At 65.6% G+C, this 12,806-nt stretch carries 8 protein-coding genes; 2 read left to right on the top strand and 6 right to left on the bottom strand.

Annotation, left to right across the window (positions count from 1 at the left end; genetic code table 11):
- Nucleotides 1-56: 56 nt before the first annotated feature.
- On the bottom strand, nucleotides 57-3,359 hold the full coding sequence (locus tag NFC73_RS13785) for an Rne/Rng family ribonuclease (protein ID WP_254751086.1): 3,303 nt from the start codon (nucleotides 3,357-3,359) through the stop codon (nucleotides 57-59).
- A 454-nt stretch (nucleotides 3,360-3,813) separates the two neighbouring features.
- On the opposite strand from NFC73_RS13785, the gene NFC73_RS13780 reads away from it, so the two are divergent.
- Nucleotides 3,814-4,488, top strand: a complete 675-nt coding sequence (locus NFC73_RS13780; RefSeq protein WP_254751084.1) for a vitamin K epoxide reductase family protein — start codon at nucleotides 3,814-3,816, stop codon at nucleotides 4,486-4,488.
- A 110-nt stretch (nucleotides 4,489-4,598) separates the two neighbouring features.
- Here NFC73_RS13780 and ndk read toward each other — a convergent pair whose 3' ends face one another.
- Nucleotides 4,599-5,018 (bottom strand): nucleoside-diphosphate kinase, encoded by a 420-nt coding sequence (gene ndk, locus NFC73_RS13775; protein WP_254751082.1) that lies wholly within the window; start codon nucleotides 5,016-5,018, stop codon nucleotides 4,599-4,601.
- Between the two features lie 188 nt (nucleotides 5,019-5,206).
- Between ndk and NFC73_RS13770 the strand changes: the two genes are divergently transcribed.
- Entirely contained in the window at nucleotides 5,207-5,965 is a 759-nt protein-coding gene (locus NFC73_RS13770; protein WP_254751080.1) for a nuclear transport factor 2 family protein, read from the top strand.
- Here the strand turns inward: NFC73_RS13770 and NFC73_RS13765 are convergent.
- The 4 genes from NFC73_RS13765 to NFC73_RS13750 all read right to left on the bottom strand — a co-directional run bounded on the left by NFC73_RS13765 (nucleotide 5,962) and on the right by NFC73_RS13750 (nucleotide 12,604).
- Nucleotides 5,962-6,411 (bottom strand): DUF4233 domain-containing protein, encoded by a 450-nt coding sequence (locus tag NFC73_RS13765; RefSeq protein ID WP_254751078.1) that lies wholly within the window; start codon nucleotides 6,409-6,411, stop codon nucleotides 5,962-5,964. The two genes, NFC73_RS13770 and NFC73_RS13765, sit on opposite strands and share 4 nt — an antisense overlap.
- A gap of 2 nt (nucleotides 6,412-6,413) precedes the next feature.
- Complete coding sequence (locus tag NFC73_RS13760; protein ID WP_254751076.1) at nucleotides 6,414-7,772, bottom strand: bifunctional folylpolyglutamate synthase/dihydrofolate synthase; 1,359 nt, start codon at nucleotides 7,770-7,772, stop codon at nucleotides 6,414-6,416.
- Between the two features lie 3 nt (nucleotides 7,773-7,775).
- Nucleotides 7,776-11,150: an isoleucine--tRNA ligase gene (gene ileS, locus NFC73_RS13755; protein WP_254751074.1), complete on the bottom strand. Its 3,375-nt coding sequence runs from the start codon at nucleotides 11,148-11,150 to the stop codon at nucleotides 7,776-7,778.
- 401 nt (nucleotides 11,151-11,551) lie between these two features.
- A complete protein-coding gene (locus NFC73_RS13750) occupies nucleotides 11,552-12,604 on the bottom strand; it encodes a glycerophosphodiester phosphodiesterase (RefSeq protein ID WP_254751072.1) in 1,053 nt (350 codons plus the stop codon).
- Between the last annotated feature and the right edge of the window lie 202 nt (nucleotides 12,605-12,806).

Below are 12,806 nucleotides of genomic sequence, written 5' to 3'. Positions count from 1 at the left end.
CCTGTGATTCACAGGCACGTCCGGGCGCCGTTGTATTGGCTTGCCCTACTGTTTGGTCAGAGCTCCGAGGCCGGAACGCCTACGCCCAGGATGATGGGCGCGTTGGCGGCAACCGGTTTGTCGGCCACAGGAGCCTTGAGGGGTTCCGGGGCCTTGGCGGCGTGGGTGTGTCCGGCAGCAGCCGCCGCAGCAGCTTCGTGATGTTCTACGGACGTGGCGTTGGCTGCGCCCTGGGCACGGCTGGCACTCCGGTTCCGCCGGGGACGGCGGGCACGGGGCTCTTCAGTGTGGTCGGAGTAATCCTTCTCCGCCGCTGGCTGCTGCTGGCGGGCAGGTTCGGCCGCCCGGCGTTCAGCTGCCTGGACTGCCGGCGGCGTGCTTTCCGCTACAGGAGCCGGCTCACCAAGGTGGGCGAAGGCCTCCGCGAGGCGGTCAAGCGTCAGGGCAGGTGCGTGCGGCTGGTCCTCGTGGTGCGCCACGAACGGCAGCACTACCTGCTCGCCGCCGAAGGTCAGCACAGCGGCCGGGCGGCCGTTGGAGTCCGTTTCGGACTGCCCAGCCGGAGCCGGCACCGGAGCCGCAGGCTGCCGGCCCGCGGCAGCTGATGCCTGAGCCACCTCGTCGTCGTGCAGGTGCGCAGCGTGGGCTGCGGCCGCAATGTTCGCAAGCGCTGCCCGAGTGGCCTCCGCCTTCGCATGGCGCTCGGCATCGCTGGCTTCCGGATGGACCGTGTGGATCTGCACCGGAGCTGCCGGCGCCGTTTCCAACGGCTGGCCGCCCCGTCCGCGGCGGCGCTTCCGGTCAGTGCGGCCACCCGGCTGGCTGTCCGGGCGCTGGCTGTCAGTCCGCACGCTGTCGGTGCGCTGGGCTTCCGGACGGCTGTCAACCCGCTGCACGTGGTGCTCCGCGGCTACCGTGTTGGCGCGGCGGTGCTCCACGGGGTCGTCGTGGGTGACGATTCCGCGGCCTGCACAGGTTTCACACTGCTCGCCGAAGACTTCCAGGAGCCCGGTGCCCATGCGCTTACGCGTCATCTGCACGAGGCCCAGCGAGGTCACTTCGGCCACCTGGTGCTTGGTCCGGTCGCGGCCCAGGCATTCCACCATGCGGCGCAGGACCAGGTCGCGGTTGGATTCGAGGACCATATCGATGAAGTCGATGACGATGATGCCGCCGATGTCGCGGAGCCGGAGCTGCCGGACCACTTCTTCAGCTGCCTCGAGGTTGTTCTTGGTGACGGTTTCCTCGAGGTTGCCGCCGCTGCCGGTGAACTTGCCGGTATTGACGTCCACCACTGTCATGGCTTCGGTGCGGTCAATGACCAGCGAGCCGCCCGAAGGCAGGAAGACCTTGCGTTCCAGGGCCTTGTGGATCTGCTCATCGATCCGCCACGCAGCGAAGATGTCCTGGTCCTTGGTCCACTTTTCCAGGCGGCCCACGAGGTCCGGGGCCACGTAGGTGACGTACGCCTCGATAGTGTCCCAGGCCTCTTCACCGGAGACGATCAGCTTGGAGAAGTCCTCGTTGAAGACATCACGGACCACCTTGATGGTGAGGTCAGGTTCGCCGTAGAGCAGCTCCGGCGCGAGGATCTTGGTGGACGTGGACTGGCTTTCGATGCCTTCCCACTGCGCGCGCAGCCGGTTGATGTCGTGCGTGAGCTCCTCTTCGGAGGCGCCTTCGGCAGCGGTGCGGACGATGACGCCGGCGTGCTCCGGGAGGCGGTCCTTGAGGATGCGCTTGAGGCGGTTGCGCTCGACGTCGGGCAGTTTGCGGGAGATGCCGGTCATGGAGCCGCCGGGCACGTAGACCAGGTAGCGGCCGGGCAGGGAGATCTGGCTGGTCAGGCGTGCGCCCTTGTGGCCCACGGGGTCCTTGGTGACCTGGACCAGGACGGTGTCGCCGGACTTGAGCGCGTTTTCGATCCGGCGCTGCTTGCCTTCGAGGTTGACGGCTTCCCAGTTCACCTCACCGGCGTACAGCACGGCGTTGCGGCCGCGTCCGATGTCAACGAACGCCGCTTCCATGGACGGCAGGACGTTCTGGACCTTGCCCAGGTAGACGTTGCCGATCAAGGAATCCTGCTGCGTCTTGGACACAAAGTGCTCGGCCAGGACGCCGTCTTCCAGGACGGCGATCTGGATTCTGTCGTCGCGCTGCCGGACGATCATCTGGCGGTCAACTGATTCGCGGCGGGCCAGGAACTCGGCCTCGGTGATGACGGTACGGCGGCGGCCGGTGTCGCGGGATTCGCGTCGGCGCTGCTTCTTGGCTTCGAGGCGGGTGGAACCCTTGACAGACGTGACGCGGTTGTTGACCGGCGCTTCGGCCGCGGCGCGCGGCGCGCGGACACGGGTCACCGTGTTGGGCGGGTCGTCGCCTTCGCCTCCGGTCAGTTCCAGATCCTGGTCGCCACGGCGGCGGCGCCGACGACGGCGGGACGTCACGCCCTCATCGGTCTGTCCGGCGGAATCCTCATCGGTTTCTTCGGCTGCGCCTTCGTCGCCTTCGTTGTCAACGTCAGCATCGCTTTCGCCGGTACGGCTGCGTCCACGGCGACCACGGCTGCGGCGCCTGCGGCGGCCGTTGGCGTCGTCCGCTTCGCCGTCTTCGGCGTCGTCCTCTTCCGGCTCTTCAACGACGGCAGCAACCGGCGCGGGGCGGACCACGGTGCTGAGGTCGGGGGCCTGGAAAAGCACCGATGTGGTGGACGCCGGCTCAAGGAACAGCGAACTGAACGGGCTGGCAGTCCCAGCAGCAGCCGGCTCTTTCGCCGGCGCGGCAGCAGCGTTGACCTGGGCAGCGTTGACGGGGGCAACGGCGTCGGCTGCTGCGGGCGCGGCGGCTGCTGCGGGCGCGGCGGCCTCCGCAGCCGCGACTTCCTCTGCTTCCAGGGCCGGCGTCGCTGCAGTTTTAGGGGCTGCCTGCTCTGCACTTGCCTGTTCCACGGCCGCGGGAGCGACGTCGGGGGCAGAGGTTTTGCGCGTGGCCACGCGGCGGCGGCGGACAGGCTTGGTCTCCGCTGCAGCCTCGGGGGCTGCAGCTCCGGCCTCGGTTTCGACGGCGGCGGGCTCTACGACAGTCTCGGTAACAACGGCGGCAGGTGCCTCCAGAACCTCAGCAGCGAACGCCGGCAACGGTTCGGCGGTCTCCACCTTCTTGCGTGCGCGGGTGCGGCGGACCGGCGCCTTAGGCTCCGGTGCGGCGTCCGTCGCAGGCTCAGCCTCGGCGGCCTCCACCGGTGCGGCCTCTGCGGTCTTCGGCACTGCCTTCCGGCGTGTCCGGGTGGCCTTCTTGGGCGCTTCCGTGGCCTCGGCGACGGCTTCATCGTTAACGGCTGATGCTTGTTCGTTTTCCATATGTGGCAACACTCCTGCCCCTGACGTACCGCCACATCCGGCACCCATTGGGGCACATATTGTCAAAACCCGCAGGCGTTGACAGAAGTCAAGTGGATACTCCCAGGTTCGCACCGGCAGAGGGGTGCGGCAGCCCGTGGGAGCCGTCGGCTGTGTCCTGAAACCCGTTGTTCTACACGCCACAACCAGGTGCCGACCAATGGAATTGCGGGAAGCCGGATCAGAGAATCCGAAGCCTGCCCTGCTCATCATTGGCGGTCTTGAAACAAGCCACCGGACCGGAGTCCGAATGTGGGTCGGCCTCCAGCCATGTTCATTCTCTCACACCCGGGCTGAAAGGCGGCGGAACCACGGGCAACGGATCGGTGGCTGAGTGCGCTGGCTGAATGCTGCTTCCAGTCACCGGCGTTACAATCGGGGCAAGGAGCACCCGACGCAAAGGACGCCACACACCATGCCCAGCATTTCCTCCCACGGCACCGACACGCCGGCTGCCTCCCCTCCGACGGGGCCGTTAGCCGCCACGCCCGGGAGCGTGCCGCCGATGGCACGCAACCGGCCCTTCGGGTGGCTACTGGTCGTCACCGGCGCCATCGGCTGGCTGGCCTCCGGAACGCTGGTCCTGGAAAAGCTCGCCGTCCTCGAGGATCCGAATCACGTAACGGCCTGCGACGTTAATCCGTGGATCTCCTGCGGCCAGGTCATGCAGACGTGGCAGAGCTCGGCGTTCGGGTTCCCCAACATGTTTATTGGCATCGTGGCGTTCGCCGTCATCATCACAGTGGGCATGGCCCTGCTCTCCGGCGCCACGTTCGCCCGCTGGTACTGGGCAGGACTCCAGGCCGGCGTGACGCTCGGCTTCGCGTTTGTGGTGTGGCTCTGGTCCCAGGCGCTCTACGACATCCATATCCTCTGCCCGTTCTGCATGATTGTCTGGGCCGCGATGATCCCGCTTTTCGTCTGGGTGACCATCCGCAACGTCGTCCATGGCATCATCCCCGTACCGTCCGGTGCAGCACGCGTGCTGGGCGAATCAGGCTGGATCATCACGGCGTTGCTGTACGTGGCGGTCATCGCCAGCATCTTCTTCGCGTTCATCCAGGTGTTTGCCGGAACCTCGGGTTTCTAACGCGCCCCCCGCACAATCGCACAAAAGGCGCGAACCGGCACGAAATACGCTCAAATCTTGGAATTGAGGGTATTACGTGCCAGTTCGCGCCTGTGTTTCGCGGGTGGACGTTAGTCCTGGAACCAGATCTTGATTTCGCGCTCGGCCGAGTCCACGGAGTCGGAGCCGTGGACCAGGTTCTGCTGGACCTTCAGGCCCCAGTCGCGGCCGAAGTCGCCACGGATGGTGCCCGGAGCCGCAGTGGTGGGATCCGTAGTGCCGGCCAGTGACCGGAAGCCTTCAATGACGCGGTGTCCTTCAAAGATCGCGGCCACTACCGGTCCGCTGAGCATGAATTCAACGAGGGGCTCGTAGAACGGCTTGCCCAGGTGTTCTTCGTAGTGCTGCTCCAGCAGTTCCCGGCTGGCGTCAACCTTCTTCAGTTCGGCGAGGGCGTAGCCTTTGGCCTCAATGCGGCCCAGGATGGCGCCGCTGAGGTTGCGGGCAACGCCGTCGGGCTTGATCAGTACCAGGGTGCGCTCAATGCTCATAGCTGCTCCAATGCGTAATGGTGGTTTCCCACCAGTTTACGGCGTTTGAAAAGCACCATGGGACGGGTTGCGACCGTTGACGGTCCCATCCGGATGCCCCCTTGTCTTCCCGCACGCAACTAGACACACTGAAAGGTGGCCGCGCCAACAGCCGCCTACGGCCGGATGCAACAGAGAGGACGCCGACAATGGACAACAAGCAGCTTGTCATGAAAGCGGGGAGCGAGCTTTTCATTGACCGCGATTTGGGGGCGGTGGATCGATGGTGGGCAGCGGACTACCGCCAACACAGCGCCATGGCCGCCGACGGACCGGAGGCGTTGCGCGGTCTGGTGGCCGGCCTGCCCGAAGGGTTCCGCTTTGAGCCGGCCAGGATGCTTGCCGACGGTGATCTGGTGGCAGTGCACTGTGTCTACCACGGCTTCGGGCCGGATCCGCTTGTGGCGTTCGACCTGTTCCGTGTCGCGGACGGCCGGATCGCCGAGCACTGGGACGCGCTCCAGCCGGCGGTGGCCAGCACCGCCAGCGGCCGGAGCCAGATCGACGGTCCGGCCGAAGTCACCGCACCGGAACAGACTGAGGCGAGCCGCGCCGTCGTCGTGGGTTTCGTCGAAACGGTCCTTAAAGGCGGGCAAGTCGACCGGATCACGGAGTTCATCAGCACGGAGCAGTACGACCAGCACAACCCCGGCGTCGCTGACGGCCTGGACGGGCTGCGTGCGGCGTTGAAGTCGTGGGGTGAACAGGGCATCACGATGCAGTACGACACCTTGCACCGTTCAGTCGCCGAGGGCGAGTTCGTGCTGACCCAGTCCGAGGGGCGGCTGGGCGGCAAACCCACCGCGTTCTACGATCTGTTCCGGGTCGACGGAGGCAAGATCGTCGAGCACTGGGATGTCGTGGCGGACATTCCGGAGTCATTGCCCCACGGCAACGGCCTCTTCTAGTCCGTTTGGCCACCCTCCGCCCCGTGCGACGCGTTCCACGCGGCCTGGTCGCGTTCGCGCTTTGCGGCCTCGGAATCGATCCGGATGCCGGTGCGGATTCCATACCACCAGGCCAGGCCGAACAGCGCGCCAACCAGGAACATCATGGGCTCAACGATGCCGGTCAGGATCAGCACAATCTGCAGGATCCAGCCCAGTCCCACGCCCCAGGGCTTGGACACCACCGCGCAGGCCAGGATCATCACGACGCTCAGCGCGATGCCGATGCCGAGGATCAGCGCCGGCGGAAACTCGCCGCGCCTGAGGCCAAAGACGGCCAGCGTTGCGAAAAAGACCACAAACGCTTCAAGCAGCAGGACGGTGGAGGCAAACATCACCTTGGTGGACCGGCGCTTCTTGGGCATTCCCGGGCGCCATTCGCGCTGCGCTTTGGTCAGCTTCGCCACGGCTAGGCCTCCGTCTTTCCGAGCAGGATCCGGGCTTCCGCCACCAGCGTAATGGACCCCGTCACCAGCACGCCGCCGGAGAGGTCGTCGCTGGCTTCGGCGCGTTCCACGGCCCATTCGAGGGCGTCGTCGAGCTTCTCAGCAACGTGGATGTTGTCTTCGCCGAAGCCCATTTCCACCGCCAGTTCAGCCAGTTCCGCCGCGGGTACCGCCCGTGGAGAGTTGGACTGGGTGAAGCAGTATTCCTGGGCGATCTCGCCCAGGGATTCCTTGAGCTGGCGCAGGATCTCTTCGGCGTCCTTCTCCTTCAGGACTCCCACTACCGGCACCAGCCGGGTGAAGCTGAAGGCCTCCTGGATAGCCTCGGCCGAGACCCTGATGCCGTCCGGGTTGTGGGCCGCGTCAACAATGATGGTGGGCGCCGTGCGGACAACCTCAAGGCGGCCCGGGGACGTGACGGATGCGAACGCCTCCTGGAGCACCTCGGCGTCAAGTTCCTTCTCGCCGCCGAAGAAGGCCTCGAGGGCTGCCACGGCCACGGCCGCGTTCTGGGCCTGGTGCGCGCCGTGCAGCGGCAGCAGCAGTTCCGGGTACCGTCCGGCGATGCCCTGGATGCTCACCACCTGGCCGCCCACGGCAACCGTCCGGGATTCGACGCCGAACTCCACGCCTTCAAACCGGAACGGGACTCCCACGTCCTTGGCTTTTTCGAGCAGCACCTGCGCGGCATCAACCGGCTGCGAGGCACTGATGAGGTAACCACCGGGCTTGATGATGCCGGCCTTCTCGTACGCAATCTCCTCGGTGGTATCGCCCAGCAGGTCGGTGTGGTCCAGGGAAATGGGGGTGACCACAGAAACCAGGCCGTCGCCCACGTTGGTGGCATCGGTGATGCCGCCCAGGCCCACCTCGATCACGGCCACGTTGACCGGCTGGTCCGCGAAGATCGCGAAGCCCAGGATGGTCAGGCACTCGAAGTACGTGAGCCGGGGCTCCCCCGCAGCGGTAAGTTCGTCGTCGACGATCTGCAGGTACGGGCGGATCTCGTCCCAGATACGGACAAACGTTTCGTCAGAGACAGGGTGGCCGTCGATGCTGATCCGCTCGGTGACCTTGGACAGGTGCGGGCTGGTGTAGCGGCCGGTACTCAGGCCGTGCGCGCGCAGCCCGGCCTCGATCATCCGCGCCGTCGAGGTCTTCCCGTTGGTGCCCGTCACGTGGATGATCGGGAACGCCTTGTTGGGCTCCCCCAGCACGTCCATGGCCCGGAACAGCGGCGCAAGACGCGGCTCCATCTTGTTTTCCGGCGCACGCCCCAGCAGCTCGGCGTAGACACTTTCCACGGAGAATTCGTCAGTCATTGCTCAGGCCTCTGCTTTTTCGACGAACACACTGTCCACACCTGCGGCGACCAGCACCACCTGCGAGTTGTTTAGAGACGTAATCTCGGATTTGAACACCAAGCTCACTGAGAGGGTCTCCTTAGAAATCAAGTCACGATGCATTTCTAGTTGTGCCGTTGCTTCGGGTGTTGAGCGAACGACGGTCTTAATGCGATCGCTCACATTCAACTTCTCTTCCTTCCGTGCCTGCTGGATGGCACGAATGACGTCACGTGCAAGCCCTTCTGCCTCAAGTTCGGGCGTGACCTCGGTGTTGAGCACCACAAAGCCGCCTCCGGGCAATACTGCGACAGCAGACGATGCAGCAGCAGTACCGCCCTCTGCCCCTGCCACTACAGTCTCCAGCGTGTACTCCTGGGATTCCAGCTCCAGGCCTCCGGCGATGACCACTCCGGCGTCGGAAACCGACCAGTCGCCGGACTTGGCGCCCTTGATGGCCTGCTGGACGTTCTTGCCCAGGCGCGGTCCCGCGGCGCGTGCGTTGACCACAAGCTTCTGCTCGATGCCAAACTCCTCCGGGGAGGCGCTCTCGGCGTCCAGCAGGCGCACGGAGCGCAGGTTCAGTTCATCGGCGACGACGGCGGCGAAGCCTCCCAGCGCATCCGCGCCGGGTGCCACAACCGTCAGTTCCTGCAGCGGCAGCCGCACGCGCAGGTTGGCGGCCTTGCGCAGCGAGGATCCGGTGGAGCAGATCTGCTGCACGCGGTCCATCGCTTCCACCAGCGACGCGTCGGCCGGGAACAGGTCCGCGTCCGGCCAGTCGGCCAGGTGCACGGAGCGTCCGCCGGTGAGGCCCCGCCAGATCTCCTCGGAGACCAGCGGCAGCAGCGAGGCGGCCACGCGGGACACGGTCTCCAGCGCGGTGTACAGCGCGTCGAAGGCGTCAGCGCTCTCGTCAAAGAAGCGCTGGCGGCTGCGGCGGACGTACCAGTTGGTGAGCATGTCGAGGTAGCTGCGCAGTTCATCGCACGCGCCGGAGATGTCGTAGCTGTCCAGCTGGGCGGTCATGTTGCGGACCAGATCGCCGGTGTTGGCCAGCAGGTACTGGTCCAGGGTGTCGGCATACCCGTCGTAGCGGAGCTTCGCGTCGTAACCACGCCCAGCGTTCGCGGCGTTCGTGTACAGGGTGAAGAAGCTGTAAACGTTCCACAGCGGCAGGATGACCTGGCGGACGCCGTCGCGGATTCCCTGTTCGGTGACCACCAGGTTGCCGCCGCGCAGAATGGGGCTGGACATCAGGAACCAGCGCATGGCGTCGGAGCCGTCACGGTCCAGGACCTCGGAGACATCCGGGTAGTTGCGCAGGCTCTTGGACATCTTCTGCCCGTCCGAGCCCAGCACGATGCCGTGGCTGATGACGTTCCGGAAGGCGGGCCGGTCGAACAGCGCCGTGGACAGGATGTGCAGCATGTAGAACCAGCCACGGGTCTGGCCGATGTACTCCACAATGAAGTCCGCGGGGTTGTGAGTGTCGAACCAGGCTTCGTTCTGGAACGGGTAATGGACCTGGCCGTAGGGCATGGAGCCGGAGTCGAACCAGACGTCCAGGACGTCCTCGACGCGGCGCATCACGGACTGGCCCTCTGCGGGGGTCCGGGGATCGTCCGGGTTGGGGCGGGTCAGTTCGTCGATGAACGGCCGGTGCAGGTCAACCTGGCCGGCCTTGTTCAGCGGCAGGCGGCCGAAATCGGCCTCGATCTCGGCCAGGGAGCCGTAGACGTCGGTGCGCGGGTACTCCGGGTCGCTGGACTGCCACACGGGGATGGGGCTGCCCCAGTAGCGGTTGCGGCTGATGGACCAGTCGCGGGCGTTGGCGAGCCACTTGCCGAACTGGCCGTCCTTGACGTTGCCGGGGATCCAGTTGATGTCCTGGTTCAGCTCGGACATGCGGTCCTTGAACTTGGTGACCTCGACGTACCAGGAGGACACCGCGCGGTAGATCAGGGGGTTGCGGCAGCGCCAGCAGTGCGGGTAGCTGTGCTCGTAGCTGGCCTGGCGGACCAGCCGGCCCTGGGCGCGCAGCACCTGGGTGATGGGCTTGTTCGCCTCGAAGACCTGGAGGCCCGCGATGTCATGCAGGTCGCCATGCTTGAACAGGGGAAGGAATTTGGCACCTTCGTCCACGGACAGGACCACCGGAATGCCGGCCTCTTCACAGACCTTCTGGTCGTCTTCACCGTAGGCGGGCGCCTGGTGGACGATGCCAGTGCCGTCGGTGGTGGTGACGTAGTCGGCCACGAGGAAGCGCCAGGCGTTCTGCGTCCCGTACTTTTCGTCGTCGCTGAAGTCGTTCCACAGCGGCTGGTACGCCAGGCCCTCAAGGTCGGCGCCGGTGTGGGTTGACGTCACGGCGGCCTCGGCGGAGTCCGCGTCCTCATAGCCCAGGTCCTTGGCGTACGCGGCCAGCAGGTCCGCGGCCAGGAGAAAACTGCCGGAGACGGGCGCGTCCGGCGAAGCGGCCTTGACGCCGTTAGGTCCGGCGGGGAGCACTGCGTAGGTGATGGAAGGCCCGACGGCGAGCGCCAGGTTGGTGGGCAGCGTCCAGGGCGTGGTGGTCCAGGCGAGCGCCTGGACGCCGGCGAGCTGCTTCGACAGCGCCGATTCCCCTGCCGTGATGGGGAACGTCACCGTGACAGTCTGGTCCTGGCGGTTCTTGTAGACGTCGTCGTCCATGCGGAGCTCATGGTTGGACAGCGGCGTCTCGTCCTTCCAGCAATACGGCAGCACACGGTAGCCGTTGTACGTCAGGCCTTTTTCGTGCAGCTGCTTGAACGCCCACAGGACCGATTCCATGTATTCGACGTTGAGCGTCTTGTAATCGTTGTCGAAGTCCACCCAGCGGGCCTGGCGGGTGACGTAGCTCTTCCACTCGTCGGCGTACTTCATCACGGAGGCACGGCAGGCGTCGTTGAACTTATCGATGCCCATGGCCTCGATCTGGGTCTTGTCCGTCATGCCCAGCTGCTTCATGGCTTCCAGTTCAGCCGGCAGTCCGTGGGTGTCCCAGCCGAAGCGGCGTTCAACGCGGCGGCCGCGCTGTGTCTGGTAGCGGCCCACGAGGTCCTTGGCGTACCCGGTCAGGAGGTGGCCGTAGTGCGGCAGGCCGTTGGCGAAGGGAGGGCCGTCGTAGAAGACGAATTCGTTGCTGCCGGGCTGTCCGCCGGGGGCGTCGGCGCTTCGCTGGTCGATGCTGGCCTGGAAAGTGCCGTCCTGGTCCCAGTACTTCAGGATGCGCTCTTCAATCTCCGGGAACTTCACGGAGGCGGAGACACCGGCGGCAGCGCCGCTCGAAACTGCAGCCGAAGCGGAAGCTGAGGCTTTGGGGTAATACGTCATTCTCGACATCCTGGGTTGAGCTGGTGAACCACTCAGCCGTTGCTGGATGGTTCCGTTCAGGATGCGAGGACGGCTTGTGTGCTGTCCTGGGACTGCACAGTTACCGCGGTACCACCTCACTTACCGGCACTCCACCATGCTCCCGGGGGGGGCTTGTTGGTGCGCCGGCCGCTCATTACTGCTGTGACGGGCTTACCCGTCCGGTTCTACCGGCCCTGTCGCGTGCTGATCCTTGCGCCGGGGCGTTCTTCCGGAAGCTCACCGGTGATGGCCGGGTCAAAGCTGATACGACGATGTTACCGGAGAAGTCACTGCGTTTCACTGCACACTGCTTTGAAAGCACAGCGCGGTCCGCCGGGCAGCGAAACGCAGTGACGGCGGCCGGGCCGCCCGGGCCGGTACTAGAAGCCGCGGGGCAGTTTCATCCCGGCAGCAGCCATGACATCACGGAGCCGGTCCGGGTAGTCGGTGATGATCCCGTCAACGCCGGTGTCGATCAGCGCCCGCATGGTGGGCTGGTCATCGACGGTCCACGGGATGACCTGCATCCCGGCAGCGTGCGCACGTTCCACCATGTCCGTGGTGACGTAGGGGACGTAGCCCGGATCGGTCACTTTGCCGTTCTGCGGGGTGCCGTGCACGGGAGAGACGGCGTCGAAGCCGAGGGAGGACGCTGCAGCGATGAGGTCGCCGCCAAAGTCGTCGGCGTCAATCCCGCCAAGCCACGGCGAGCCGCCCGGCTGCCCGGCCTGGAGGAAGTCCTTGTTGGTCAGGGCCACGGTGCGGATCTGCGGGTCGCGCTGCTGGACGAGGCGCAGGGAGCCCCAGTCGAAGCTCTGGATGGAGACGCGGCTCTGCATCTGGGCGTCGTTGATTTCCCGGAGGGCGACGTCGATGAACTGCTCGCGCGGGGCGGTTTCCGCCGGAGCGCCGGCCTCGACCTTCGTTTCAATGTTGAACTTCACCTGGCTGGCGCGGTGGGCGTCGGCGAGCTCAAAAACCTCGGCCAGAGTCGGCATCTTGGCGCCGGGAGACGCAGTCTGGCCCGGGAACTGCGGCTGGGTGAGCGAACCGCAGTCCAGGCTTCGGACCTGTTCGAAGGTCAGGTCCTTGACGTACTTGCCCACATAGGGGAACTGCGGATCGTTCGGCGTGACCGGCGCGGTATCCAGGCACTTCTTGTTGCTGATCTTGCGGTCGTGCGTGATGACTTCGCGGCCGTCCTTGGTGATCTGGAGGTCAAGTTCCAGGGTGGACACGCCGGTCTCGAGGCCCTTGGCGAACGACGCCAGAGTGGATTCGACAGTCAGGCCGAGTCCGCCCCGGTGGGCCTGTAGATCAAAATGGTTGTCCGTGCCGTTGGGGTTCGTGTCAGCGGCTTGGGCCTGGACCGAAGTAGTGAGGAGCAGGGCTGCGCTGAGTACGGCAGCGCCAAGCTTCATCGGGGTGCGCATAGGAAGGAATCTCCACTCTGGTGGTGTGCAGTTTGCGCCTGCTACAGTGCCGTCCTGCGGACAACGCCGAGCCACAGCGGGCTGGCCGGAGTGCGTCCGGACGGTAAACGTTGGGCTTCATGGCACAGCCGATCCAATCAACGGGAGACGCCAGGGCGGCGACTCTTTAGACTCGTGCCATGACAGACTCCCGGGCGACTTG

Source organism: Pseudarthrobacter humi (assembly GCF_024294965.1).
Classification (GTDB): Bacteria; Actinomycetota; Actinomycetes; order Actinomycetales; family Micrococcaceae; genus Arthrobacter; species Arthrobacter humi.
This window is presented reverse-complemented; position numbering and strand designations above follow the sequence as displayed.

What these genes read in the sequence shown, in the direction of transcription:
- NFC73_RS13760 (WP_254751076.1), bottom strand. Translation starts at nt 7,772, where the DNA reads ATGACTGACGAATTCTCCGTGGAAAGTGTCTACGCCGAGCTGCTGGGG.
- NFC73_RS13770 (WP_254751080.1), top strand. Translation starts at nt 5,207, where the DNA reads ATGGACAACAAGCAGCTTGTCATGAAAGCGGGGAGCGAGCTTTTCATT.
- NFC73_RS13750 (WP_254751072.1), bottom strand. Translation starts at nt 12,604, where the DNA reads ATGCGCACCCCGATGAAGCTTGGCGCTGCCGTACTCAGCGCAGCCCTG.
- ileS (WP_254751074.1), bottom strand. Translation starts at nt 11,150, where the DNA reads ATGACGTATTACCCCAAAGCCTCAGCTTCCGCTTCGGCTGCAGTTTCG.
- NFC73_RS13785 (WP_254751086.1), bottom strand. Translation starts at nt 3,359, where the DNA reads ATGGAAAACGAACAAGCATCAGCCGTTAACGATGAAGCCGTCGCCGAG.
- NFC73_RS13780 (WP_254751084.1), top strand. Translation starts at nt 3,814, where the DNA reads ATGCCCAGCATTTCCTCCCACGGCACCGACACGCCGGCTGCCTCCCCT.
- ndk (WP_254751082.1), bottom strand. Translation starts at nt 5,018, where the DNA reads ATGAGCATTGAGCGCACCCTGGTACTGATCAAGCCCGACGGCGTTGCC.